At 35.4% G+C, this 26,652-nt stretch carries 19 protein-coding genes; 10 read left to right on the top strand and 9 right to left on the bottom strand.

Annotated elements, in window-relative coordinates:
* Nucleotides 1-1,971 (top strand): ABC transporter permease, encoded by a 1,971-nt coding sequence (locus tag ESZ54_RS09015; RefSeq protein ID WP_136137342.1) that lies wholly within the window; start codon nt 1-3, stop codon nt 1,969-1,971.
* A 180-nt stretch (nt 1,972-2,151) separates the two neighbouring features.
* Nucleotides 2,152-3,783: a metallophosphoesterase family protein gene (locus tag ESZ54_RS09010; RefSeq protein ID WP_136137391.1), complete on the top strand. Its 1,632-nt coding sequence runs from the start codon at nt 2,152-2,154 to the stop codon at nt 3,781-3,783.
* Between the two features lie 42 nt (nt 3,784-3,825).
* Here the strand turns inward: ESZ54_RS09010 and ESZ54_RS09005 are convergent, their stop codons facing one another.
* Nucleotides 3,826-4,818, bottom strand: a complete 993-nt coding sequence (locus ESZ54_RS09005; protein ID WP_136137341.1) for an Rgg/GadR/MutR family transcriptional regulator — start codon at nt 4,816-4,818, stop codon at nt 3,826-3,828.
* Nucleotides 4,819-4,936: 118 nt separating this feature from the next.
* Here ESZ54_RS09005 and ESZ54_RS09000 point away from each other — a divergent pair, with 118 nt between their 5' ends.
* The gene (locus tag ESZ54_RS09000) at nt 4,937-6,226 is read left to right on the top strand and encodes an MFS transporter (RefSeq protein ID WP_136137340.1); all 1,290 of its coding nucleotides are present in this window, start codon (nt 4,937-4,939) and stop codon (nt 6,224-6,226) included.
* 53 nt (nt 6,227-6,279) lie between these two features.
* Here ESZ54_RS09000 and ESZ54_RS08995 read toward each other — a convergent pair whose 3' ends face one another.
* A complete protein-coding gene (locus tag ESZ54_RS08995) occupies nt 6,280-6,597 on the bottom strand; it encodes a hypothetical protein (RefSeq protein ID WP_204249532.1) in 318 nt (105 codons plus the stop codon).
* Nucleotides 6,598-6,939: 342 nt separating this feature from the next.
* Between ESZ54_RS08995 and ESZ54_RS08990 the strand changes: the two genes are divergently transcribed.
* Complete coding sequence (locus ESZ54_RS08990) at nt 6,940-8,277, top strand: M20 family metallopeptidase (protein ID WP_136137390.1); 1,338 nt, start codon at nt 6,940-6,942, stop codon at nt 8,275-8,277.
* Nucleotides 8,278-8,411: 134 nt separating this feature from the next.
* On the top strand, nt 8,412-10,961 hold the full coding sequence (locus ESZ54_RS08985; protein ID WP_136137338.1) for a phosphatidylglycerol lysyltransferase domain-containing protein: 2,550 nt from the start codon (nt 8,412-8,414) through the stop codon (nt 10,959-10,961).
* Between the two features lie 49 nt (nt 10,962-11,010).
* On the opposite strand, the gene ESZ54_RS08980 is transcribed toward ESZ54_RS08985, so the two are convergent.
* Genes ESZ54_RS08980 through ESZ54_RS08965 form a run of 4 tightly spaced genes read right to left on the bottom strand, consistent with a single transcriptional unit; the run spans nt 11,011 to nt 15,691 of the window.
* Nucleotides 11,011-12,000 carry a LacI family DNA-binding transcriptional regulator gene (locus ESZ54_RS08980; protein ID WP_136137337.1) on the bottom strand — a complete coding sequence of 330 codons (990 nt, stop codon included), beginning with the start codon at nt 11,998-12,000 and terminating at the stop codon, nt 11,011-11,013.
* A gap of 14 nt (nt 12,001-12,014) precedes the next feature.
* Nucleotides 12,015-13,502 (bottom strand): UDP-glucose--hexose-1-phosphate uridylyltransferase, encoded by a 1,488-nt coding sequence (gene galT, locus ESZ54_RS08975; RefSeq protein ID WP_136137336.1) that lies wholly within the window; start codon nt 13,500-13,502, stop codon nt 12,015-12,017.
* Nucleotides 13,503-13,522: 20 nt separating this feature from the next.
* Nucleotides 13,523-14,512 (bottom strand): UDP-glucose 4-epimerase GalE, encoded by a 990-nt coding sequence (gene galE / locus ESZ54_RS08970; RefSeq protein WP_136137335.1) that lies wholly within the window; start codon nt 14,510-14,512, stop codon nt 13,523-13,525.
* An 18-nt stretch (nt 14,513-14,530) separates the two neighbouring features.
* Nucleotides 14,531-15,691: a galactokinase gene (locus ESZ54_RS08965; RefSeq protein WP_136137334.1), complete on the bottom strand. Its 1,161-nt coding sequence runs from the start codon at nt 15,689-15,691 to the stop codon at nt 14,531-14,533.
* Between the two features lie 162 nt (nt 15,692-15,853).
* Between ESZ54_RS08965 and aguA the strand changes: the two genes are divergently transcribed.
* From aguA to ESZ54_RS08945, 4 genes are all read left to right on the top strand, one after another.
* On the top strand, nt 15,854-16,948 hold the full coding sequence (gene aguA / locus ESZ54_RS08960; RefSeq protein WP_136137333.1) for an agmatine deiminase: 1,095 nt from the start codon (nt 15,854-15,856) through the stop codon (nt 16,946-16,948).
* 216 nt (nt 16,949-17,164) lie between these two features.
* The gene (locus ESZ54_RS08955; protein WP_136137332.1) at nt 17,165-18,628 is read left to right on the top strand and encodes a peptide MFS transporter; all 1,464 of its coding nucleotides are present in this window, start codon (nt 17,165-17,167) and stop codon (nt 18,626-18,628) included.
* Nucleotides 18,629-18,790: 162 nt separating this feature from the next.
* Nucleotides 18,791-19,798: a zinc ribbon domain-containing protein gene (locus ESZ54_RS08950; RefSeq protein ID WP_136137331.1), complete on the top strand. Its 1,008-nt coding sequence runs from the start codon at nt 18,791-18,793 to the stop codon at nt 19,796-19,798.
* Nucleotides 19,799-19,819: 21 nt separating this feature from the next.
* Nucleotides 19,820-20,602, top strand: a complete 783-nt coding sequence (locus ESZ54_RS08945; protein ID WP_136137330.1) for a zinc ribbon domain-containing protein — start codon at nt 19,820-19,822, stop codon at nt 20,600-20,602.
* Nucleotides 20,603-20,667: 65 nt separating this feature from the next.
* Here ESZ54_RS08945 and ESZ54_RS08940 read toward each other — a convergent pair whose 3' ends face one another.
* From ESZ54_RS08940 to tyrS, 3 genes are all read right to left on the bottom strand, one after another.
* Entirely contained in the window at nt 20,668-22,065 is a 1,398-nt protein-coding gene (locus tag ESZ54_RS08940; protein ID WP_136137329.1) for a glycosyltransferase family 2 protein, read from the bottom strand.
* Nucleotides 22,065-22,640 (bottom strand): hypothetical protein, encoded by a 576-nt coding sequence (locus ESZ54_RS08935; protein ID WP_136137328.1) that lies wholly within the window; start codon nt 22,638-22,640, stop codon nt 22,065-22,067. The genes ESZ54_RS08940 and ESZ54_RS08935 overlap by 1 nt, the downstream gene beginning before the upstream one ends.
* Before the next feature lie 219 nt (nt 22,641-22,859).
* Nucleotides 22,860-24,128, bottom strand: coding sequence for a tyrosine--tRNA ligase (tyrS, locus tag ESZ54_RS08930; protein WP_136137327.1), 1,269 nt, complete (start codon nt 24,126-24,128; stop codon nt 22,860-22,862).
* Between the two features lie 737 nt (nt 24,129-24,865).
* On the opposite strand from tyrS, the gene ESZ54_RS08925 reads away from it, so the two are divergent.
* Nucleotides 24,866-26,652 (top strand): GA module-containing protein (locus ESZ54_RS08925; protein WP_162615145.1); only part of this gene is annotated, 1,787 nt, incomplete at its 3' end.

Raw genomic sequence — 26,652 nt, 5'->3', positions numbered from 1 at the left:
ATGTTTTATTTTAAATTAGCGAAAACCAATTTAAAGAAAAATAGTCGTATCTACACCCCTTTTCTTTTATCAATAATTTTTCTAGTTGTGATGAATGTCGTCATGCAAGTTCTGCTGGAAAATAAAGGGATGGATACTCTACAAGGTGCTGATTCAGCAAAAGTAATGTTTGGTTTAGGTAGTCGTGTGATTATTATTTTCACGTTAATCTTTTCGATTTATACCAACAGTTTTTTATTGAAGCAACGTAAAAAAGAGTTTGGTCTCTATAATATTTTAGGGATGGGTAAATCCGAATTGACGCGTGTCCTATTTTGGGAAAGTCTCCTATCATATGTGATCACGTTAGTGGGTGGTTTAGTTGTGGGGACAATTTTTTCACGCTTATGTTTCTTAGTTCTAGGTCGTATGATTCAAGCGGCAGAAGTCTTTAAGTTTGAATTCAGTGTAAAGAGTTACCTGACAATTGTGCTTCTTTTTGCAGGTGTTTTCTTGGTTTTGTTCCTATTAAATGTGGTTCATATTCGTCGCGTCAACCCGATTGATTTATTAAAAGGGGGCCAAAAAGGAGAGAAAGAGCCAAAAACAAAATGGATTTCAGCTATCTTGGGTATAGGTTTTATTGTGGCAGGCTATATTATTTCGGTAACGATTGAGTCACCACTTAAAGCGATTAACTTATTCTTTATTGCGGTAATTCTAGTAATAGTTGGTACGTATTCACTTTTCATGTCGAGTAGTATTATGATCTTGAAATTCTTGAAAAATAAAAAGGGCTATTACTATCAACCTAATCATTTTATTTCAGTTTCAAGCATGATTTACCGTATGAAACAAAATGCCGCAGGACTGGCAAGTATTTCAATCCTTTGTACAATGGTTTTAGTGACCTTATCAACAACGGGCAGTTTGTATTTGGGAATGGATAATTTATTAAGAAATCGTAACCCATATGATTTTAGTGCGACTGTAACAGAAAATTCTGACGAGATGCGGGTTAAATTCGAGAGTGTGATGAAAAAACACAATGTGAAGATTAAAGAATTAAAAGATTATACAACTGAAGCAAATATCATGGCAATAAAAAAAGGTGAACACTATGAATTACTTGAAAAAGGTAATTTTAATATGAGTGATTTTAGCAAAGCAGAATATTTTGAAGTCATGACGCAAGCTGAATATGAAAAAAATGCGACTGAAAAAATAAATTTAGCACCTTCAAAAGTTGCTCTTTATTCAATGAGTGACCCTTATGAAGAAAGTACCATCAAGTTTGGAGATTTGCAGTACGACGTTCAAAATAAAATTAAGCATGTTGATTTCTTACCTAAAATGGAAGGGATCATGAATATGCATGTTCTAGTTATGGCGAATAAAGAAGATGTTGCCCAATTAGTGAAAGACTTTAAGATTCCGGCAGAAGAAGCGGTGGCCGAAACAACTGTTTTCATGAATATTGAAGGTAGTGACGAAAATCGCCTCGCAGCCGCAAAAGAACTCAAAAGTACCATTCGCGAGACAGAGCAAAGTCAACCGATTTCTTCAATGGATATTGACCGTAAAGATTCACAAATGTTTATTGGAGGTTTCTTGTTCTTAGGATTAATTTTTGGCATTACCTTTACACTTGCTACAGGGATTATTATTTACTATAAACAAATCTCGGAAGGGTACCAAGATCAAGAACGCTTCAGCATTATGCAACGCGTGGGTATGAGTCATAAAGAAGTGAAGAATACAATTCATGGTCAAATTCTCATGGTTTTCTTTTTCCCAATCGCATTAGCTGCGATACACTTGGTTTTTGCTTTTCCAATGATTGATAAATTGCTAATGCTCTTTGGATTAAGTAATACACAACTATTTTTATACGTTAGTTTGGGGACGATTGGTATTTTCTTACTCATCTATCTTTTCATGTATTGGCAAACATCTAAAGTTTACTATTCTTTAGTGGAACGCCAAGCATAAAAAATAATCTATTTATCTTACGAGACGGCTTCAAAAGCTGTCTCGTTTTTTTGAGAATTTGTTTCTCTGAAGACCTGTGCTAAAATGCAGATAACAAAGTCTTAAAGGAAGTGAATCATTGTGACTCAGGAAGAAGTTCAGCATCAAGTTGCTAAAATAGAGAATAAGCAAAATAATGAAATGGCTCAAAATGGAAGCACTTTGCCGGCAGCGATTGTTAGTCGTATGGACAGTTATCCTGAAAATAAGCGTCGTCCTGTTAATAAAACGCTCTTCAACAATGAATATTTTCAGCTGACATTAAATATGCGAAATGAAAGTTTAGTCATTTCAAGTCGCGGGGATTTGGTTTATTCGGCTATACCTTATGATACTGCTCGCAATTATATTCAACGTGCCGCTGTGCAAACCTTATTACATCCGGATGCCACACACGCCTACATTGAAGGACATAAACCCAATTTAGAAACGTATTTGGCACTTTCGATTTTTCAAGTGACGGGTAAAAAGGTCGGGAAAGATTCAGCGGAAGTTCAAGCCGCATATCAACAAATTTTTAAAGACCCGCTCTTTGAGATGCAGATTTTAGGACGCATGTTACAACATGATGAAACAGGACCACTTTCTGCGAATTTAGCTGGAAAATTTTTGTATAGTGAGAATCTAAAAACAGGCATTTCTGGTTATTTATCAGAGTACGTCAATTTCGTGGTGCAATTGACACATGCACTACCAATTTTTACAGATGGCAAACAAGTGCAACTATTATCAGAAAATGATGGTGAAGCGCGCTTTTTAGCAGAAAATAAACATCTACTTTTAAATAAAAATTCTGATTTAAGTGAAGCATTAATGTGGTTACCAGCCCCAGTTCGTTCTAATTTAGAGGTCGCAATATCAGAACAAGCAACGGCTGCGGCATTACGACCGTTGTTACGTTCAGAGATGCAAGAAAGTTTGACAGCAACTAGAAAAAATTATGTTGCCCATAGCCGTCGACCAGAAGAATTAGAACAATACTTTGAAAATGTTTTAACGATTGAGAATAGTAACTTAGTCAATGTGATTTCTGATTGTCATGTCTTAGATGGAAAACTGCCGTTTAGAAATTTGAATTTCAATATTTTAGTGGGTGATGTCTCAGATTCAAAAGTGAGTGATGCACTGATTAGAGGTATTTATATCTTGGGAAATCATGAGCTAAGTGATATTCTCCCAGAGACTGACCAGTTAAATCAACCCCAATGGCAACCTTTCTTGAAATATGAATGGTTCAAGTGTTTAGTTGATAATCCTGACGAAGCTTGGCCGCTTTTGCCTGTTGGCAACCATCCATTTTATCAGGTTGTTGAGGCAGAAATCGCAACACGCTTTCCAAAAGTCGTTGTGTTGCATAATGAATCTATTATTCATGAAGGCATTCGCTATATCGGATTGACAATACCCGTCGCACTTGTTTTACGTAGAAAAGAAGTTCAAGGTTTTATTTATACCACTTTAGTAGAACTTTTAAACCAAGATACTGAGATACCGACTGTTATTGTGTCACATGCGCCATTATTTAATGAGCTTAGTTTATTACCACCAGAAAGCGGTTCTTATCAAAAAGATTATGTTTGTTCAGATGAACGGATTAAGGCGCTGTTTAAACAGTATAATATTATCGGCGCCATTCATGGACATCATCATATTCCAGCATCATCAAGCCGCTTTAAAAGAACCGAATTTGCCGGTAAATCATTATTCGTTGTCTGTTCGATTTACTCAAAAATTAATACTGGTTTTGAATTAATACCACTAATCACAGAATAAATAAAAAAATGCCACTTCAAACAAAGGAGTGGCGTTTTTTATTTAGGTAAAAAAAAGAAAGTTTCGCTGATTAGGTGTGTAACTTTTTAAAAGTTCGAGCGATGAACGAAAATTTTTTTCAAGACTGGATTGCTTTAAAATGTGAGCAATTGAGATAGCTTGATTACATTGCATGATGCCATTCTCACGATTATCAAAATAAATATCGAACCATCCCTGATAAAAAAGAAGCGCGGTACTATTTTCTAAATCACGATCATTATCCAATGCACGAGTGGCGATTTCTAGCATTTCTTTGGCACGTTTTTTTTGATTAAAATTACAAAAGAGCGAAAAACTAGAAAACATAATATCAACTCTCATTTTATGAATCACATCAAAAGAATGCTGCTTTTCAGAACGTGATAGCGCTGTTTTGGTAAGTTGGTAAGCTGTATCAAGTGGAAATGAAAAAAGGAAAATACGAAAAAGTGTGATTTCAAAAGCAGTCCATGTATCAACAGAATAAAGATAAGTCGCAATGGGTTTAGATTGTTGATAAAAGATTTGCATTGACTCATCAATGGTTAGATCATTAGGATTCTTTTCGAGATTTGAACGACAGGTTGAGATTAAGATATTTATGTAAATTATTAAGTATCGTTGCCAGCGAACAGTGGGGATTAGATTTTGTTTAAGTGATTCTAGTTGATCGATAAGTTGTGGATAATTACTGCTTTGGAGGTCTTGAAAAGTCATGATTTGATAAATTTTAGCAACAGTTGCCATAAAATCAGAACTCAAATAATTCATGTCTTGCCCAGTAAAAGTTTCGGAAATTGTCGTATCATTTTTTACTGCTCTTAGATAAAAATACTCTTCTGGAGACACATTGATATTCTCCAATAATCTTTCAAAACGTGTCAAACTAATATTAGAATTGCCTTTTTCAAATTTACTGATAAACGAGACACTGTTCAAATCATCAGCCACACTTTGAATGGTCATGTTTTTAGATTCTCTTAAACTGCGAAAAAAAGGGCCATCTTGAATCATGCACTCAATTCCTTTCCACTATAGTGTAAAATTCTCTTGCTTAATTATAGCCTTTGGTAAAGTTAATTCATAGAGGAACACTAATAATCGTACTAAAAAAGAAAGTGGAGTGAGTGAAATGAATCAATATCGAAAAAATAAAGGGTACCGTGCATTATTCAATGCAACGATGTTAACAGCCATTGGCAATAGTTTATTTAATATCGTATTTATCGTGTATGCAAGTCAACAACCCTTTAATAAATTAGCCATCACGTTGGCGTCAATGACAATGTTTATCCCAGCTTTTCTAGATCCATGGGTCGGACATCTCGCAGACCAAACAATTCGCAAACATAAGTGGATGGTGTATTCGCGCATCTTGCAAGGCCTACTATTTGTCCTCCTTGCTTCAATTGTGATGTTACCTTCATCAATGATGTTGTTCTTAATTTTATTGGTGATTAATGTCGCCTCTGATTGTTTAGGAGAATACGGAAACGGCTTGTGTTTAGCTTATTTTCAAGCTATGATTCCGACTGAAGAGGTAGATGGAGTCATGGGATTTCAAATGTCTGCAAGGACCATGGTCCAACTTATTTTTCAAGGTATTGCAGGGTGGGCTATTGTCCAAATGAATTATCAATATAGCCTGTTTGGACTAATTAATGCCTGCTTCTTCTTTGCAGCAGCCTTTGTCGTTTTTGTGCATCAAAAAGATTTCTACCTTAATAAAGGAGTTGCTGAAGACGCCCAGGCAAATGACGCTGAGATTGAAAAATTAAGCTTTAAAGAAAGTCTCCGCTTTACTGGAAAATTGATTAATAAAAATTTTGCTTTGAAGTTATTATTAATTGTTGCCCTATTTTTTAATCTGTTAGGGTCATCCTTTGGTAGTTTGTTAAATATTAGTTTACTAACGCTATCAAATATGTGGATTCAAAATTTTGCCCAAACGATTTCACTCGTGAGTGTCTTCATTTCAGTAGGAGTTTTAGTGGGCTCATTTACCATTAATGGTTTATTCAAAAATTGGGAACCACATCGTATTATCATGTTAGCGTTGGTCGTCATGATGTGTTTTCCAATCAATATTTTGTTCATCCAATCTAGAGTGTTACTTTTTGCGAATGTCTTATTGTCAGGTTATCTAATGGGTAAAATCAATCCACGTATTTCAGCAATGATGATTAAAATTATTCCACAGGATAAACTTGCAATTTCAAGTGGTATTTTCCAATTAATCGTCTTAATTGGAGGTCCAATTGGTCAAGTGATTTTCTTAGGGAGTGCGAATTTATTTTCTAGTACAATCAGTTGGGCAATCTACTTAATCATGACCGTAATGATATTAATTGCAATGAAAAGAACCGAAACATTGAATGAACGAAAAATGTTAAAAGCTATCAACAGTAGTCCACAATCTTAATTATTATTAACAAATTAAGCTAACCAAAACGTTGAATTTATATTTTGGTTAGTTTATTTTTGTTTAGCAGCAATGGCTTCAACATAATTTTTGGGTCCTGTATATGGTGATTTTTCACGTTTGGCGATGCAAATTTTTTCAGTTGCAACAAAAGCTGAATGAAGTTGTGGAAATAATGGATGATCTTTGATTATTTCTAATAGTTCTCTGGCCTCACGCATTTCATATTCATAAAGAATGGATTCTTGTGCACTCTCTAGGAGTTGATAAAATTTACCTTCAATCTGTTCGTTTGTTGCAGGCGTTAATTTAATTAGTTTTTCTTGATACCAATAATACATTTTGACACGTCCTTTGTTTTTATTAAACAAAAAAACAGCTCACCATGAATGCGAGCTGTCCGAGACGCACTATGGTTTACGACGGGAGCACGTTGCCAAAGATGGTACGTTGCCGTGAGGTCATTGTGTCGTATCACTACCTCAACTCTTCATAGTTAACTGTTTAATTGTTGCATTTAGAATAAAACGTATCCCTCAAAATGTCAAATATCAAAAATAACAATTTTTTATGGTCATCATTTGCAAATTTGAAAGAAACAATTGTCTTTTTTTGTTAGGATTTTTTGTTTCGTCTCTTTCAAACTTGAAAGAGTAGTGTATAATAAGAGGTGGATGAAAACGAATTCTACAACGAAGAAGAAAGGTGATAAGATGAAACAATTTATTACAGAGCAACATAAAGAGAAAGCTATTCAAGCGATACAGCGTGTCGTAAAAGTACCTTCTTATTTAAAAGATGGCGTACCTGGTGCACCATTTGGACAAGATATTGTCGACTGCTTGAAAGAAACACTTACACTATTCGAAGAAGAAGGATTTACAACTTTCATTGATCCTGAAGGATATTATGGTTATGCTGAAATTGGCGAAGGGGAAGAAATTTTCGGTATCCTTTGTCACTTAGACGTTGTACCTCCTGGTGATGAAAGCCTATGGGATGTACCACCATTCTCTGCGACAAATGCAGATGGAAAATTAGTTGGACGTGGTGTTCAAGATGATAAAGGACCTACTATTGCGTCTCTATACGCTTTAAAAGCTGTTTTAGATAGTGGAGCAACCTTAAATAAAAAAGTTCGCTTTATTTTCGGAACAGACGAAGAAACATTATGGCGTTGTATGGACCAATATAAAAAGAACGAAGCACCAATCGATTTAGGTTTTGCACCTGACTCAGATTTCCCATTAACATTTGCGGAAAAAGGCTTATTACAAGCTCACTTGACTGGTCCAGGTAGTAAAGATTTTACCATTAAAGGTGGTAGTGCTTTAAACGTTGTTCCTGATTCTGCAACCTATACAGGCGACAAACAAGAAGAAATTAAAGCTGTGTTGACTAAACTTGGCTATAACTTTAAAGAAACAAATGATGGCTTAGTAGTAGCCGGAAAATCAATTCACTCGAAAGATGCACCAGAAGGAATTAATGCCAACACTCGTTTAGCTGAAGCAATGTGTGAAGTCATTGATCATCCAGCACTTGATTTCTTAGGAAAACTTGTCAAAGCTGATGCAAATGGCGTGAGCGTAGTGGGTGAAGTAAGTGACGAAGCATCTGGAAAATTAACATTCAACGTTGCAACAGTTGAAATAAATGAAAAAGAAACAAAAATTGGTTTGGACTTACGTTTACCAGTAACGGTTTCTAAAGATGATGTAGTCGCTAGCTTAGAGAAAAAAGTGGCTGAATACGGTTTAACATATGCGGAATTTGACTACTTAGCATCACTTTATGTACCAGTTGACTCTGAATTAGTTCAATCATTATTAGGTGCTTACCGTGATGTTACTGGTGACATGCGTGAACCACTTGTTTCAGGTGGGGCAACATTTGCCAGAACAATGGATAACTGTGTCGCATTTGGCGCAATGTTTGAAAATACTGTGGATACAATGCACCAACCAAATGAAACATGGCAATTAGCTGAAATGGAACAAACAATGGTAATTTACGCTGAAGCCATTTACCGTTTATGTACAAATCATTAAGCAATTAACTAAAAGGACTTTTATGCACTCCTTGTATGAGCGTGTTTAAGTTCTTTTTTTTTACTTTGCCTGTTTGAGAGACAGTGATAGACTATATTTGAATCGTTTATTCATGAATAGGGGGAGTGAGCAGCGTGAAAAAATTCATCAAGTTTATCGTGGCTTTTAGCATCTTTCTGCTATCTGCTTGGAAATTAAAATCAGAATTGAGTGCCATTAATTTTAAAGATGTCTTTCAAATTGTTGAAAACCGTTCGCTAGCATCAATTGCAACTTTGATTTTAGTCAGTTTTTTGGGCGTCTGGATTTTGAGTTTATATGATGTGGTTTTAATTAGGTCACAGAAATTAAAAGTACCAATCTTAAAAACAATGAAAATGAGTTGGATTATTAATTCTTTAAACACACTCATTGGTTTTGGAGGTGTGATTGGCTCAACAATACGTTATAACTATTTTCAAGGCTTTACCGAAACAGATGAAGAGAAATCAATCTTGAAAAAGAATATCTCACTGTTGCTATTGTCGATGCTGACAGGAATTGGTGTTCTGTCATTCTTAGTTGTTGCCAATGTTTTCTCAGCTGACTATCTTTTAGCTAAGAAACCTATTTTAAAAGTTGGGCTTTATATTTTGGCAGGGCTATTACCGATTTTCTTAGCTATTACGACGATTAAAGCACCTGTTCCGACTGATCGGTGGGTAACTTTTAAATATACGTGTGTGTCTGTCATTGACTATATGTTTGTCGGATTGGTGATGTTTTTATCACTTCGCTTTGTTGATGTAAATGTTGATTTTTGGCAGATGGAAAGTGTCTTTATTATTGCTGCAATTGCTGGTTTAATTAGTATGGTGCCAGGTGGTTTAGGTGCTTTTGATGTGGTCTTCTTACTCGGAATGACCCATCAATTCGGCTTGGAACGTGGCCCCGTTTTATTGGCATTAGTATTTTATCGTTTAACGTATTACATTTTGCCATTCTTTTTAGGTTTGATTTTATCAATTAGTGAGATGCAACTCATCTTAAAAGAAAAACTAAATGAAAAAGACAATGTGATTATCTTTACCAAAGAATTTGGAACAATTTTTATTGATGTGACGAAACGTCGCGTGCAAAAGATGATTCAATGGATCATGGTTTCAGTCTTTGTGATTGGGTCATTTTTCTTAACACAAGATGCCATGGTTGGTTTATTTAGTATCGGCCCTGAAGACAACAGCTATCGCTTAGTGTTTTTTAATGTGATGTATGTCTTGGCAACTTTTTATATGATTCCAAATTATGTTGGCTTGTTTTATAAATCAAAGGAAGCGTTTCGTAATCTATTGATTTTAATTGTGATTGGTGTTCTCTGCCAAATTGTTTTATTTGATCATCTTTATTTCGTTGAAGGTTTTATTATATCGGGAATTTTTGTGTCAGTCCTCTTTCTCTCACGAAAAAACTTTACCACATATCTGACGATTAGATATCGGCGTGAGAAAGTTGTCTGGGGCTTAACATTTTTTATGGTCTATTTGATTCATTTAATTATTATTGAAACCTCGGCTGAATATGATCCGCAAATGGTAAGAGCATTTTATATCTCCTTTGTTCTCATTTCGTTAGTTTGGTTCTTATATCTCTGGGGTAATCGTTATCGCTTGCGTCATAAATATACATTTGCGACCTTAGCGGATGAGAATAAGATGAGTGGTAAACGTGAAGATTTTGAGGAATTGTTGATTAATTATGCAGGCAGTAACCTAGCCAATTTAGGTTTTTTACCAAGTAATGCTGTTCTAGTTGATCAAGATTTAGAAGTAGGTCTGATCTACTTAGAATGTAGCTATTATATTCTCGTTTTGGGAGACCCAATTGGAAAAGTAGAAAATTTCTTCCCGTTCTTTAAAGAAGTCCACGACTATGCAACTAAAGTGGGTAAGGAAATCATTGTTTATCAAACGACAACTGAAAATATTCATATTTATACGGAATTAAATTATAGTTTGTTTAACTTAGGAGAGGAAGCTGAAGTCGATGTCCAAGCCTTTAAAATTACCGGAAACAAAGGCAAGGTATTCCGTCAATTGTTAAATAAACAGACCAATGAGGAATTAAGTTTTCAAATTGAACCAGCGACACATGATTTGATAGAAGAATTGCGCCCAATTTCTGATGTGTGGTTAAGTGGTCGCAAAGAGATGAGTTTCTCGCTCGGTAATTTTAATGAAACTTATCTGATGAAACAAGATATCGCAACTATTCGAACAAAAGAAGGCCGCGCAATCGCCTTTGCGTCACTGATGCCCGCTTATATTGATGGTAAAATGTCTGTCGACTTAATTCGTTGGGAAGAACATGACGCAATTCCAATGATGGATTTATTATATCTGAATCTTATTCTGTGGGCACAAGAGGAAAAATATGTAGTCTTTAATTTAGGGATGGCGCCATTATCAAGTTCGTTTGAAAAAACCAATACGTTTTTAACGACGATCATTACAAGTGTTTATCAGAATTCTTCCAGTCTTTATTCGTTCAAAGGTCTGCGGAACTATAAGAGCAAGTTTAAACCGAATTGGTATCCGCGTTACTTGGTTTATCCAAAACGACTGTTGATTTCGCAAGCGTTTATTCAAAGTTATAAAGCAATTCATCCAAAGAATCAAAACACAGAAGATAAGAAAATTTTAATCTAAATATAAGAGCCCAACCTCGATTTGTTGAGGTTGGGCTCTTAACTATATATTATGCTTTTGTACGTGTTGAATCACGACAGACCAATTTAGTGCCAATCGTTGTTTTTCGTGGTTGTGGTGCGGGATCTTCAATTAAGTCAACGAGCAACTTAACTGCTAATTCACCCATCCATTCAGTTGGAATATTGACAGTTGTTAAAGCCGGTGTCACATATTTTGAGATGCTGATATCATTAAAACCGATAATCGCAATATCATCTGGTACTGTAAGTTGATGTTCTTGAAAAGCACGCATGGCACCAATTGCAAGAGCATCACTGGTTGCAAATAAGGCACTAGGCAAAGTTTCTGCTTTGGCTATAAAAGCTTTAGTTGCAGCATATCCAGCTTCTACATTAAAAGGTGCAGCATAAACCAAGTTTGGTTGATATAAATCACGACTGAGCATGCTTTGTTGAAAAGCTACTAACCGAGGATCAATAATTTCTTGTTTTTCAGTTGTATATTCAATCCCTGAAAGAATACCAATTTCACTATGACCTTCAAGTGTCAGAAAATCAAGAACTTGTTCAACGGCTTGGTTAAAATCAACGGTTAGGGAATCAATGCCCAACGCTAAAGCATCTGAGTCGACAACTAATAATGGTTGCGGTGTATTCTTTAACTGCTCTAAATGGGTAGCATCAAATTTACCTAAGGCAATGGTGCCATCCGTTGTTGTTTCGGTTATAGAACCAATTGATTCTTTAATCAGTTGAATATTTAATTCCTGAGCTTTTTGTTCAATCCCCAAACGAATCGCAAGATAATAAATATCCGCTAATTCTTCTTCATCGTTATACCATTGAATCAAGCGAATCGCTTTTTGTTGAGCTTTTTGTTTCGTTTTATATTTTGTATAGTTTAAAGATTCTGCGACTTCAAAAATTCTTTTTTTAGTGTCTTTACCAACAGAGAGGCTGTCATCATAATTGAGAACACGCGATACTGTTGCAGGTGAGACACCTGCTTTTTCAGCAATATCTTTGATTGTTGCCATACCCTAACTCCTCTCTAAAGACCTTCGACAAACGATAGAAAAGCTTGTTTTCCTTGTTCGTCACGCTTAAAGACACCCGCATTTTCTAAAACTTCTTTAAAGACTAAACCAATTTCTTGTTCTAAAAGTTGGTCAACAGTGTCTGGTTGGATGTCATGCGTTGCTTTGATTTCTTTTGCCCAGTCTAAATGATAATGCGCAACGTCTGTGCTAAGATCTAATAAGAAATTTTTAACTTCGTTCATTTCACTAATTAACCGTGGTGGTAAAATTGCTAAGCCCATCACTTCAATCAAACCAATATTTTCTTTCTTGATGTGATGAAGTTTTTGATGGGGATGGAAAATACCATCAGGATGTTGTTCTGAAACATTATTATCACGCAGGACTAAATCAAGCTCGAATAAACCATTATTTTTTCGCGCAATCGGTGTCACTGTGTGATGCGGTGTACCACCTTCAGAAACAGCAACAATCTCTAGTTCAGGAAGTGAGAAGTTTTTCCAACTAGCCAAAATATAGTCAGCTGCATTGACCAAATCTTCTTTTTTCTTGCCACTTAAACGAATGACAGACATTGGCCATTTGACAATTCCTGCGTTAACATTTGGAAAAATAGGCAAGTCAAAAGTCGTTTCAATCGGAGCTTTCGCCATGGCAAAATCATAACGTCCTCCTTGATAATGGTCATGAGAAAGAATCGAGCCACCAACAATAGGCAAGTCTGCATTTGAACCAACAAAGTAATGGGGGAAAATATCAACAATACTTAGTAAACGATCAAAAGCTTCACGTTGAATTACCATCGGACGGTGTTCTTCAGCTAAAAAGATACAGTGTTCATTATAGTAAGCATAAGGTGAATATTGTAAGCCCCAGCTTTCAGTATTAAGATTCATACGAATGATACGGTGGTTAGTACGAGCTGGATGATTCGCCCTGCCAGCATGCCCTTCATTTTCCATACATAACATACAAGCAGGATAGTTACTTTTTTTGGTACTCTTCTCTAAGGCAATTTGCTTAGGATCTTTTTCCGGTTTGGATAAATTTATAGTAATATCTAAAGCACCATATTCTGTGTCGACGGTAAAAACTTTATTTTTTGCGATGGCACGCGTTTTAATATAATTATTCTTCCGCGATAGTTCATAAAAATAGTCCGTTGCAGTGACAGGATCATCATCGTAACGTTGAGCAAATAAAGCGTTTAAGACTGAAGGTGGTGGTGTTAGAAAGTCCATAATTTTAGCTTCAAGCTGTTCTTTTTCGGAAAAAGAATCAGCGATGACCTCATTTTCTAAAGCCACACTTGTTAATGCATCCAACAGGTCTAAAACATCCAAGTTTTCCCAATTTTCAGTTGCTGTTACAACGTCTAATGAATCTTCTCCAATCAATGCTAATAAGCGATTTTGTAAATATAGGCGATCCATTTCCATCCATTCACCATACTTAAGTGCAAATGAAGTAAAGTCATAGATTGTTTGACTGATTGACATGTAATTGTTCCCCCTAAGTATTAATCATCATAGCCATTTGGATGGCCCACATGCCAGTCCCAAGCAGTTTTAATAATATCTTTAACTTGTGTATATTTTGGTTGCCAACCTAAAACTTCTTTAGCTTTATCACTAGCAGCAACGAGCGTACCAGGGTCACCTGCACGACGAGGTGCAATTTTTGCAGGAATTTCTTTACCAGTCACTTCGCGCGCTGCATCAAGCATTTCTTTAACTGAATAACCAGTTGAACTACCTAAGTTAAAGACATTACTTTCGTTGCCTTCTTTTAAGTAATTAAGTGCTAGAATATGGGCTTGAATTAAATCTTCAACATGTACGTAGTCACGCACACAAGTCCCATCCTCAGTATCATAATCATCACCAAAAATTGCTAACTCTTGGCGTTGACCAAGTGCAACTTGTAAGATAATCGGCACTAGATGTGATTCAGGATTATGATCTTCACCAATTGAAGCATCACTTTTAGCACCAGCCACGTTGAAATAACGTAAGGCAACAAATTTCATACCATAAGCACCGTCACACCATTTCATCATGTTTTCCATAATTAGTTTGGTTGCGCCATAAGGGCTGGCAGGATTTGTTGGCGTTGTCTCTTTAATAATTGGATCTTTAACATCACCATATGTTGCGGCAGAAGAAGAGAAGACAATGTGTTTCACATCGAAGTCTTGCATCACTTCAAGTAAGATTTGCATACCATAAACATTATTGTTGAAATAAAGTAACGGTTTTTCAACGGATTCACCAACAAGTGAACTAGCTGCAAAGTGAATCACACTATCAATTTTTTCTTTGTTAAAAACATCTGTTAAAAAGGCTTTATCGCGAATATCTCCTTCATAAAAACGTGCTTTTGGATGAATTGCTTCACGGTGTCCTGTTAGTAAATTATCAACAACAACAACATCAGAAGCTTTTGAAATTAATTGATCTACGGCATGAGAGCCGATATAACCTGCGCCACCTAATACAAGAATTGTCATAGTTTTTTCCTCCTAAGTTTAAGTTAATACAGTTGCACCTGAACCGATGCTTGCTTGATAGATATCTGTATTATAACCAATAGTCTCATGATACTCTTTTTTGACCCCGACAACAAACTGTTTCCAGTCACTTGCCTTAACTAATGCAATCGCACAGCCACCGAAGCCAGCTCCAGTCATCCGAGCGCCAAGGACACCAGCTTGTTTGCGGGCTGCATTGACTAGTGTATCAAGTTCAATCCCAGTGACTTCGTAATCAGTTTGAAGTGAATCGTGTGAAGCATTAAGGAGTTGTCCAAATTCAACCAGATTATGGTCTTCGAGTGCTTTTTTAGCGACTAAGGTTCTTTCGTTTTCAGTTACAGCATGTTTTGCGCGTTTAATGAGTGTCGGGTCATTGATTAAATCAAGATGGGCATTAAATGTTTCTGTTGATAAATCACCTAATGATTGAATATCTAATCCTTTTTGAAGTAATGTCAAAGCTTTTTCGCATTCGGCACGGCGTTCATTATATTTTGAATCAACTAATTCACGTCGTTTATTCGTATTCATAATCGCAATCACATATTCACCGAAGTCTGCTGAAACCAGTTCGTATTTTAACGTATTTGTATCAAGCAAGATGGCTTTGTCCTTTTGTCCCATACCAATTGCAAATTGATCCATAATGCCTGAGTTTACACCGATAAATTCATTTTCGACACGTTTACCAATCAGGATTAAGTCTAAGCGTTCGATTTTTAGCTTAAATAAATCTTCTAAAACAACACCGGTCAACAATTCTAAAGAAGCAGAAGAAGATAACCCTGCACCATTTGGAATTGTGCCTTCGATAATTAATTCAAGCCCACTATCAATGGTGTGTCCTTCATCCAAAAGATACTTAATGACACCTTTGGGATAGTTAGCCCACGAGTGCGCATCATTATAGGCTAAATCCTCAATTGAAAATTCAATAATACCTTTGTCAGGGAAGTTTTCTGAATAAAGACGCACCATTTTGTCGTTTCTTTTTTTCGCGTAGCCGAATGTACCTAATGTAATGGAAGCAGGGAAGACGTGGCCGCCATTGTAATCAGTATGCTCACCAATTAAATTTATTCGTCCAGGTGAAAAATAATGTCCTGTTGCCTCAGTGCCAAATAGTTCATTAAAATGAATTGCTAAAGTTTCCATGTGAACCCTCCGTTAAAATGTTTAGTAAATTAATTATAAAATATTTAGTAAATTTTATCAATGTATTTTAGTTTGAATCAGCTGAAAAGATGACGTGTTTTTGAAATTCAGTTAGAATGGGGCTAAAGAATATTGAAATCTAAGTAAAGGATAGTGATATTAATGGTAAAAACACACAATGAAACGACACCAAAACAAGACGGTTTTTGGATGCCAGGAGAGTACAGTGCCCAAAAAAGAATATGGATGATCTGGCCAGAGCGTCCTGATAATTGGCGAAATGGTGCTAAACCCGTCCAACATGCTTTTGTAAATGTTGCCAAAGCCATTCAGCGATTCACACCTGTTACAATGGTGGTGTCAAAAAAACAATACCAAAATTGTCGCATGCAGTTACCTGAAACAATTCAAGTTGTTGAAATGTCTTCAAATGATGCCTGGATGCGTGATGTGGGCCCAAGTTTTCTAGTGAATCAAAAGGGTGAAAAAAGAGCAGTTGATTGGCAGTTTAATGCCTGGGGTGGTCTTTTATCTGGACTATACTTTCCTTGGGATCAAGATGATTTAATTGCCCAAAAAATTTGTGAATTAACGGAAACCGATCGCTACCGAACAGATGATTTTGTTCTTGAAGGCGGTGCTTTTCATGTTGATGGTGAGGGAACAGTTCTGACAACAGAGATGTGTTTACTGAATGAAAATCGTAATCCACATTTAACAAAGGGAGAAATCGAGACTTATTTGAAAGACTTTCTAAATGTTGAAAAAGTATTGTGGCTTAAAGATGGGGTTGATCCTGAAGAAACAAGTGGCCATGTGGATGATATTGCTTGCTTCATTCGTCCGGGCGAAGTGGCTTGTCTCTATACTGAAGATCAGACGCATCCCTTTTATCAAGTCGCTCAAGCGACTTATCAAGAATTATCAGCGATGGTTGATGCTAAGGGGCGTCATCTTAAAGTCCATAAAATTTGCTGCCCTAAAATTCCAGTCGTGTTGCCGGATGATATCGAAGTCGATAAAATTGAGGGAACTATGCCAAGAATTCCTGGTGATATTTGTATTGCCTCTTATTTGAATTTTTTAATCACGAACCAAGGGGTAATTGTGCCACAATATCGTGATGAACATGATGGATTGGCACTTAAGCAAATTCAAGCTTTATTTCCTAAACACGAAGTAGTAGGTGTCGATACACTAGAAGTTGTTTATGGAGGTGGAAATATTCACTGTATCACACAACAAGAACCTCTCTAATTAAATTCTAATAAACTTAACCTTCTTTTAAGCAATTATTGTATCTTAAAAATTAACTTGATAAACTATAGAGTGTTAAAAAAATCATTTTTTATTTGTTTTGTAAGTTTATTCAAGTTTTCTTGTTACTTATAAACAGTTGGATACTATTTAAAAGCAGTGTGGGTAGATTTTCAGAGCAAGTAATCTATGAAAAAACTGTTAAGGTGGTTTATTATGGAAACCCAGAAAAAGACGTTCTTTGGTCAACCTTTTGGACTAGCAACGTTATTTTTTACGGAAATGTGGGAAAGATTTAGTTATTATGGCATGCGAGCGATTTTGCTGTACTATATGTACGACGAAATTGCGAATGGCGGGTTAGGTTTAAGTGAAACAACAGCTCTTGCTATCATGTCAGTGTATGGTGCACTTGTATTTATGTCTTCGATTGTCGGTGGTTGGATTGCGGATCGTTTGTTAGGTTCGCGTCAAACTGTGCTTTATGGTGGTATTTTGATCATGTTTGGTCATATTGTTTTAGGCATACCATCAGGAATCTTAACGTTATTTGTATCTATGATTCTGATTATTATCGGAACAGGGATGTTAAAAGCAAACGTGTCAAGCATGGTGGGTAATCTTTACGCTGAAGAAGACGATCGACGTGATGCTGGATTCTCAATCTTTTACATGGGAATCAACATCGGTAGTTTATTAGCCCCAGTTATCATTGGGACAGTCGGTCAAAAAGTAAACTATCATTTAGGATTCGGCTTAGCTGCAGTTGGGATGTTGCTTGGACTTATTGTTTATGTGATTCAAGGAAAAAGCACCTTAAAATCAGTTGGAACTAAACCAAGTAATCCAATTAAAAAAGGCGAAGGTAGCAAAATTGTTAAATCATTATTAGGTTTTGCAGTTGTTGTAGCCATTATTTTCGTTTGGGCCGGCTTTGCAGGTCGATTAGATATTGACTTCTTTATAAACTTTACTAGTGTTTTAGGTATTGGTTTACCAGTTTATTATTTCTGGAGAATGTTAACCTCACCAGATGTAAGTTTGGAAGAACGGAAGAAAGTCCGAGCATACATTCCATTGTTTCTTGGGAGTATTATTTTCTGGTCACTTGAAGAACAAGGTGCGTCTATCCTTGCGGTATTCGCCCAAAATCGAACGAAAGATGTTTTCTTCGGTTTTCACGTTCCAGCAAGTTGGTATCAAGTTTTAAACCCAGTCTTTATTGTCGCCCTAACACCATTCTTTGTTTGGTTATGGACGAAAATGGGTAAACGTCAACCTTCAACTGTTGTCAAATTCTCAATCGGTTTGGTAACAGCAGGCCTATCATTTGTGATGATGATGCTACCAGGTATCCTTTATGGAACAGAAGGTCGCGTGAGTCCATGGTGGTTAATTATTAGTTTCTTCATTATGATTATTGGGGAAATGTGTTTATCACCAGTTGGTTTATCGGTGACAACAAAATTAGCACCACGGGCGTTTGAATCTCAAACATTAGCAATCTGGTTACTTGCTGACGCAACTAGTCAGGTGATTAACGCTCAAATTGCCAGGTTCTATACACCAGCAACCGAGTCAGCGTATTTCGGTGTTGTTGGACTGGTCGCAGTTGTTGCCGGAATTTTGTTGCTCTTTATCCGCAAACCAATTCAAGAATTGATGGGTAATGTAAAATAAAAATTAAGTACAAGGAAATTAACGATGCGTAGTTAATTTCCTTTTTTAAAACTTAAAAAACAACATCGTGATATTTTGAATAAAACATCTTTTCATAATGAGACTAATCTGAGATAATATAAAAAACGGTGTGATATAAAAAAAGAAGAGGATGTTAGTGAGATGGCACAAGTAAAAACATGTGAAAATTGCGGCTCTCAAAACCCATTAGAAAATTTGTTTTGTCAATCATGTGATGCATCATTAAATGAAAAAATGACACAAGATCTAACTGAAACGGACCCGGACCGCCAAACGGATTTTGAAACGGGACGTCAGTTAGTTGAGAAAGGCCAATTAATCGAAGCTAAGAAATTATATCAAAAGTATAGTGATGAAGAAGAGGCGCAAGAAGAACTGAGAAAAATAAACGAAGCTAGAGAAGCAGCCCAAATCAGTCTTTTGGAAGCAAATTATGAACGAGCAATCGTTTTAATGCGGTATGAACAATTTGCCGAAGCAGAGATGCTTTTGACACAATTAAAAGATTTTGAAGATGCTCCTGAAAAACTAGCACAAGTTCAAGAATTGATGGCAAATCAGGGCGTTAAGGATTCAATCGTTCGGCAAGAAAAAATTTATCATGCAGCCATTGAAAATATGTCAGATGGCAAACTAAGTTTAGCTCAACATCAATTTAAAGCATTGGGCGATTATGCTGATGCAGCCGAAAAATTAACAATGGTAACCAATTTCATTGCCCAAAATCAAGGACGCGATCAAGAAAGTCTCTATCAAGAAGGTCTCGAAGCATTTAGTTCAGGCGACTTTGGTGCAGCAATTACACTATTATCAAAAATACCTTATTACTTAGATGTTCCTGAAAAGTTAGAACAAATCAAGCAAGCCGAAATCCGCTATGCAAAAGTCAGGAAAGAAAATGAACGCCAAGATGCTTGGTTCCAAGCTAATCGTGCTCGGACACAGATTGAATTTGACGTCGCCGTTGGCCACTTACGGCAAATAAATTATTCTGAAGAGGAAATTGAGACATTGGAAGCACAGTTTGTACCCATTGAAATTGGCGCGGAACAACAAGAGCTACAAAGGAAGAGTCCATTTAAAGTCATTGTGATCGTGGTTTTAACTTTATGTTTAGTCGGGGGCTTTGCTTACTATAAGTTACGTTAGAAAATATTGAGGAGTGTTGGGATGAAAAAATGTGAAGGGTGTCAAAGAGAAATTGAAACTGATTTTGAATATTGTCCCTATTGTGGTGAAAAGCAAGTTGTAATAATGAACGAAACAAATGAGAAAACACTGAATTGGCTAGATCGTTTAACTAATTATTTTATCTTTATGTATCAAAATACTAAGCATCCAGTCTTACCAACACGAGTGTTTGGCGAAAAATATTACGGTATTATTACCTACGTGATGGTGGTACTATTAACAGGTTTTGGTTTGAGTAGTGGTTTAACAGGACTTGGATTTATTATTCATGGTCGTTCGTTTCCATTGCTTAAAGAGTTTCTATTGTGGCTTGCGTTAGGTTTTTTAGTGGATGTTGTGTTGATTTATTTTTTATATCGCATCTTGTTAAAAGAAGAATTATCTATTTGGCATGCCTTTAGTAAGCTATTTCATCCAATCAGTGTGACATTTTATTTTAGTGTCTTACTTTTAATGTTGGCACACAATCTCGGTGGCGAGACGAGTAAGTTAATTTTTATTATTTACTTAATCCTCATTATCCTAACCTTGACATTAGTTAAGTTTTCATTTGTTGGGAATGTTTGGACGGCGCCAAGACATCAAGGGAAAATTAATGGTGTGTATTTAATGATGATTGTTTTGACATTAGGCGTCATCTTACAGACAATCCTGTTCTTAGTTTTTGCACCACAAATTTTAGAGGATGTCCTCCTTTTTATTGAGGAAGTCATTAAGAATCGTTTGGGACACCTGTATCAATTGTTTTATCAAATCTATTAATGAAAAATTAAAACCACCCTTTTCCAAGCTCTCAATGAGAAAGCTGAAAAGGGTGGTTGCTTTTATTAGCGAACTTCCTCACGTTGCATATCGCCCCATTGATGTTTCTTGCGTGGTGCTTTAAGAAATAGAATGGCGCCTTTTAATTTACAGTAGCTTGAGAGCCAATGAAATGAAAAAGCTTCAATGTATGCAAGAAAAGTTAAATAAAGCGTATCACGATAAGCTAGTTTTTGTAATTTAGAATTTTGTAGAATGACAATCAAAGAAAAGAATAAATTGATTGAACTAGAGAGTAGGAAAATAAGTAATAGTTTTTTCCAAGTAATCAAATTAAACATGAGTAAACCTAGCGCAATTAAAATTCCGGTCACTTCAATGATTAAACTAATCAGTTCAGTAAAAATAAAGACTGGCAAACTAAACATACCAACACCACGGTAACGCGGCCTGAAAACCATTTTCCGTTGTTTGATAATCGTTTGTAAAAAGCCAATCTGCCAACGAGAGCGCTGTTTAACAAATTCAATTACTCTAGCAGGTGGCTGGGTCCAACAGACAGAATTTGATAAAAAGATTTGCGATTTATCAATCTTGTTGTCATTAAGATATTTTCGAATCTTTAAAGTCAGATCAAAATCCTCGCCAATTGAGGTTGTCTCAAAGCCGGCAATTTGGCGCACAATCTCCGTTGTATAAACACCAAAGGCACCCGAAATAATAACAGTACTGTTGATACTACTTAAACTGGAACGAAAAACAAGTACGCTCCGTAGATATTCAAGATATTGAAATCCTTTCAGTAAATTCAGTGTTCTAATTTTTGGGTCATGTAAGACGCGATTATTTGTCATTGGCCGAATCAAACCACCAATCGACACAATTTTGGGGTCGAAGTAGAAGGAAGACATCAAGCTAATCAGTGCATCTTCTTCTAAAAATGTATCAGCATCAATAAAAGAAATATGAGATGTTTTTGTATAATTAATGCCGACATTTAACGCATCAGACTTACCACCATTTTCTTTATCAATTAAATAAAGATTATGATAGTTCACACTTTGATAGAACTGGTAGGTTTCTTTGGTCGGAATCATCGTATTCTGAGTAAGGTCTGGAATAGCAGCCATGTTGAATCTTTGGAGACAAGTTAATAATGTATCGTCAGCAGATCCATCGTTGATAATATAGATTGTTAAATTTTGATACGACTGTTTTAATAAACTTTCAATTGATTTAGTAATTGTTTTTTCTTCATTATAAGCAGGCACGATAATTGTTAGTGGTTGATGTAAGGCTTCAAATTTTTCAGAAGGATTTTTCAGAAGCGTATTCTTCAAAACAATATTTGTTTTCTCAGTTTTTTTTAATTCAACTCGGAAGAGAAACAGTTGCATGCAATATAATAGAAATAAAAACCAATTGACGATAATTGCAAAAAATAAAAAGATATCTTCTAGCATTATTGAGCGTCTCCAATCATCGCAGAATTGTCAGAGGTATGATGACCGTCACTTTTTGAAATAATCAAAGGATTAATTGGGTCATCTTGCTCAGAAAAAATAGTCGAAATAAAAAACTGACTCCGATTAGTATAAGACTCAAAATTATGAAGTAATATTTGGTTATAGTTAAGTAAGTCAAGTTGATCAATGACTTCTAGTGATTGAAACAGGGCATACTCACTCCGTGCTTTCAATTGGCGACTAATTTTTTTATCAAGATGCGTGTCCTTGAAGAACTCTTGATAGCTTCTGTTTGCTTCTTGTAATCTTTTGAAAAAGAGATGCTTATTGATATCAATCATTTCTAAATAATAAAGCATACTTTTACGCATCGGTAATGCAATCATCATTCGCGACTTTAGCATAAATTTACGATAGTTGCCGTCGACTAAAAAAGTACCAAAAATCATCGAGACTTTTTGGCGATAAGTTTTATTTAAAGAATAATGCCATTTTGTTTTCAAAGGCAATAAAATGATGAGAATCGTTGTGATCATTGTTAAGCTTAGCGCTAAGATAATTAATATTTTCATAGTTACCTCTTTTAATATATAGTCATTAACTATCTTAACTGGTATTTTGAAATATTACTAGTTTTTGATAAATAAAATTAAGGGTTATGTTCATAAATTAGATATAATAACTTTTATTAATACAATTCGAAAAAAAGAATCTGAGGGGATAAAACCTATAGTATAATACAAAAAAAGTGATGAAATGGATCATCACTTTTTTTTATAGTAAAATTTAATTTAGACAAGATGGACAAGTGTATATTTTTTCTTGCCTTTACGAACGATAATAAAACGTTCTTCGAATGAATTGTGTGAAGTGACAACAAAGTCAGTGTCTTGAACACGTTCACCATTAATGTAAATTGCACCATTCGTCACATCTTCACGGGCTTGACGTTTAGAAGGTTCGATTTTTGTTTCGATTAACCAATCGATCAAATTCATGTCAGCTTTCCCAATCTCACTAGAAGGCATGTTGCTAAAGCCATCCTCAATTTGTTTAGCAGTTAATTGCTTCACGTCACCTGAGAAGAGCGCATCAGTGATTGTAAGAGCATCTGCTAATGCTTCTTCGCCATGAACGAAGAGTGTCATTTCTTTGGCTAATGTTTTTTGAGCTTCACGTTTATGTGGTTCATTCGCTACTTTTTCTTCCAAAACTTTAATTTGTTTCTGTGATAGGAAAGTAAAGAATTTTAAGTATTTGATGACATCACGATCATCTTGATTCAACCAAAATTGGTAGAATTCGTAAGGCGACGTTTTCTTAGGATCAAGCCAAATCGCACCACCAGCAGTTTTACCAAACTTAGTACCATCTGCTTTCAACATTAACGGAATCGTTAAACCGAAAGCTTTTGCTTCATGTCCTGCTTTCTTACGAATCAAGTCAAGACCAGCTGTAATGTTTCCCCATTGATCAGCGCCGCCAATCTGAAGACGAACATCATGTTCAGTGAAGAGATGTAAGAAGTCCATTGATTGTAAGATTTGGTAAGTAAACTCAGTAAACGAAATACCAGAGTCTAAACGGCTAGAAACGATATCTTTAGCTAACATCGTATTGATATTGAAACTTTTACCAAAGTCCCGTAAAAAATCAAGTAATGATAAATCATGAGTCCAGTCGTAGTTGTTAACCATAGTTAGTTCATGTTCATTGGCTTCATCAAAGAATAAATTCTTCATTTGTTGCGTTAGACAATCTACATTATGTTGGACTTGTTCCATTGTTTGGAGTTGACGTTCTGACGTCCGACCACTAGGGTCACCAATTGTTCCTGTTGCACCACCGATTAGGATATAAGGATGATGACCAAATTGTTGGAATCTTTTAAGCATCATGAATGGAATCAAGTGTCCAATATGCATACTGTCTCCAGTGGGATCAACCCCACAATATAAAGAAATCTTGTTGTTTTCGACGTAATCTCTCAAACCTTCAGCATCTGTTTGCTGATTGATCGCATCACGCCATAGTAATTCATCAATAATATTAGTACTCATTTATTTTTCCTCCTTTAATATAAAAAAAGTCCCAACAAACCAAATGGTTTGTTGGGACGAATCATTGATTTCGCGGTACCACCCAAATTGCATCATTCATCACTAAACAATGCCTCTTACGACTAATTAGTCAGTTTCTACTATTATAATGAATAAAATGTAAATGTAATTCAAAGGAAGAGTGTGTACTAAGTTTCAGCAACCCTTAGCTTTCTAAAAACAGTGACTCACTTTTACTGTGTTTACAAAATAGTAAAAAATATAATATTAATTACTTATTACTTTATTACATCTAAAAACTAAAGTCAATTTATAACAGAATAATGAACACGGAATTCATCAAAAAGAGGGGTAAAATGAAAAAAGACTAAAAAAAAGCAATATAATTATAAAAAAAGTAATAAAATATAGAAAAAGATGACATAAATGTTTCAAAAAGATTAAAATAAAGAAAAAAATTATGAAAAAAACGGGTGTTTAAAGTGTTAGAAACGTTACAAATCAACGTTATAGCGCTTACAAATGACGAAAAATATTAAATAAAAAACGTTATTAAGAATATTGACAATGAGATAACCCATAGTATAATATATAACTAAGGATGTCGGATTATGTTGTTGGTATTAATTTTCGACCAAATACTTATTTGTGGGTTCGTATTTAAATGAAGAATAATCAGAACAACAGATGAGGATATCTAAAAATAATCGTATATTTTATAAGGAGAGATGTTAACAATGAAAAACGTTAAATTAACAACAGTTACTTTAGCATTACTAGCAGGTGCTATCGTGGCTTCCCCAGCAGTAAACGCTGAAGATTCAAAAACACCATTAGGTGAAGAAACAGTATTACCAGCAGCAGCTGCAACTCCAGTTGTTGCAACTGAAGCAACTGAAGCTTCTACAGTAGTTAAAGAAGAAGCAACTGCAAAAACTGAAGAAGTTTCAGTAGTAGCTGAAAAAGCTGAAAAAGCTGAAAAAGCTGAAAAAGCAGCTGCACCAGAAAAAACTTTAATTCAACAAGATGTTATTGACAGAATTGCTCAAATTGAAGCAAAAGGAATTGCTGTTCCAAAAAAAGCTGAATTGATTGCAGAAGCACTATATGCTAGTCAACCTAGAATGGTTGAAATTATGGCTGAGTTAGATAAAGTTGAAGCAGATGCACAAGCAAATAAAGACTTAGTAGCTGCAAAAGCTAAATTACAAGCTAAAATTGTTTCTAATTCTGCTAAATTAGGAGCTCAAACAGAAATCGATGCACTATATGCTGAAGCTGGTGCTGCGACTACAATGGCAGGTTTAAAAGCTGTTGAAGCAAAAGTAGATTATGCAATCGCATTATCTGATGCAAAAACTGATGCTTATGCAGTAATTGCTAAGTTAGATACAGATAATAAATTACCTGCTGGTCTTACTAAAGCTGAACTTGATCAAGAAATTGCTAAAGCTAAATCATTAGAAGAAGTTAGTGCTATTGTTGCGAAAGCATCTGCTAAACGTACTTTAGAAGAAGCTGTTCAAGAAGCTGTTAACCATAACTTAAGTTTACTTAATAATGGAAAAATCAGCCAATCTGAATACAATGATGTAAACACAAGATTATCAAGAGCGAAAACTATTGCGGATGTTGATTCTGCGGTTGCCCAAGCTGATACTTATGCTGCAATCAGACCTTCAAAACTTGAAAAAATTGCTTTCGTTGATTCTTTAAAAGCAAAAGGAATGATCGATGATAATAAACATTCAGAAGTTACAACAAAATTAAATAAAGCTAAATCAGCTGCAGAACTTGATGCTATCATGGCAACATTAAATGAAACTGTAAGCTTATCAGAAGCTAAAGTAGCTGCAATTGCAGAAATCAATGCTATGGAAGGTTTAAATTCTGGACGTAAAGGAGAATACATAGCTGCAATAAATCAAGGAAGAGTAGATACTCTTGATAAAGTTGCTAAACTTCTTGCAGAAGCAAGAGCGGAAGATGAATTAATTACTGCTAAAAAAGAAGCTCATAAAGTAATTGCTGAATTGAAAAAAACTGGTTTAAGTGCAAATGAAGCAAGAGACATTGATGCTAAAATTGATGCTGCAAAATCAATTGATGAAGTTAATGCTTTAGTTAAAGATGCAAAAGAAAGAGCTAGTATTAATTCATTACGTATTGAAGCTAAAAAAGAAGTCCTTAAATTATTAAACGACCATAAAATTTCACCTGCAGATACAGCTCACTTCAATGAATTAATTGATAAAGCTACTGATGCAAAAACAATTGATGGTATCGTTGAAACTGCTAAAGATTTACCAAAAGCTAGAAAATCTGCAGTAAGAGAATTAGAAGATTTATACAATACTGGTAAATTAAAAGAAAAAGATTTCTTAGAATTTAAACAACAAGTAACTAAAGATGCTAAATCTAGAGCTGAAGTTGATGCAATTATGAAAGAAGCTCGTGAATTAGCTGGAGTTGTTACACCAACAACTGGAACAAGTACTTCAAGTACAAAAACAACAGATACAAA

The organism is Vagococcus silagei (assembly GCF_004795745.1).
Classification (GTDB): Bacteria; Bacillota; Bacilli; order Lactobacillales; family Vagococcaceae; genus Vagococcus; species Vagococcus silagei.
The sequence above is the reverse complement of the archived record's forward strand: the minus strand, read 5'-3'. Positions and strand labels throughout refer to the sequence as shown.

Bases quoted from the DNA above. Each gene is read 5' to 3' on its own strand.
- ESZ54_RS09015 (WP_136137342.1), top strand. From the start codon at position 1: ATGTTTTATTTTAAATTAGCGAAAACCAATTTAAAGAAAAATAGTCGT.
- ESZ54_RS09010 (WP_136137391.1), top strand. From the start codon at position 2,152: ATGGCTCAAAATGGAAGCACTTTGCCGGCAGCGATTGTTAGTCGTATG.
- ESZ54_RS09005 (WP_136137341.1), bottom strand. From the start codon at position 4,818: ATGATTCAAGATGGCCCTTTTTTTCGCAGTTTAAGAGAATCTAAAAAC.
- ESZ54_RS09000 (WP_136137340.1), top strand. From the start codon at position 4,937: ATGAATCAATATCGAAAAAATAAAGGGTACCGTGCATTATTCAATGCA.
- ESZ54_RS08990 (WP_136137390.1), top strand. From the start codon at position 6,940: ATGAAACAATTTATTACAGAGCAACATAAAGAGAAAGCTATTCAAGCG.
- ESZ54_RS08980 (WP_136137337.1), bottom strand. From the start codon at position 12,000: ATGGCAACAATCAAAGATATTGCTGAAAAAGCAGGTGTCTCACCTGCA.
- galT (WP_136137336.1), bottom strand. From the start codon at position 13,502: ATGTCAATCAGTCAAACAATCTATGACTTTACTTCATTTGCACTTAAG.
- galE (WP_136137335.1), bottom strand. From the start codon at position 14,512: ATGACAATTCTTGTATTAGGTGGCGCAGGTTATATCGGCTCTCATGCC.
- ESZ54_RS08965 (WP_136137334.1), bottom strand. From the start codon at position 15,691: ATGGAAACTTTAGCAATTCATTTTAATGAACTATTTGGCACTGAGGCA.
- aguA (WP_136137333.1), top strand. From the start codon at position 15,854: ATGGTAAAAACACACAATGAAACGACACCAAAACAAGACGGTTTTTGG.
- ESZ54_RS08955 (WP_136137332.1), top strand. From the start codon at position 17,165: ATGGAAACCCAGAAAAAGACGTTCTTTGGTCAACCTTTTGGACTAGCA.
- ESZ54_RS08950 (WP_136137331.1), top strand. From the start codon at position 18,791: ATGGCACAAGTAAAAACATGTGAAAATTGCGGCTCTCAAAACCCATTA.
- ESZ54_RS08945 (WP_136137330.1), top strand. From the start codon at position 19,820: ATGAAAAAATGTGAAGGGTGTCAAAGAGAAATTGAAACTGATTTTGAA.
- ESZ54_RS08940 (WP_136137329.1), bottom strand. From the start codon at position 22,065: ATGCTAGAAGATATCTTTTTATTTTTTGCAATTATCGTCAATTGGTTT.
- ESZ54_RS08935 (WP_136137328.1), bottom strand. From the start codon at position 22,640: ATGAAAATATTAATTATCTTAGCGCTAAGCTTAACAATGATCACAACG.
- tyrS (WP_136137327.1), bottom strand. From the start codon at position 24,128: ATGAGTACTAATATTATTGATGAATTACTATGGCGTGATGCGATCAAT.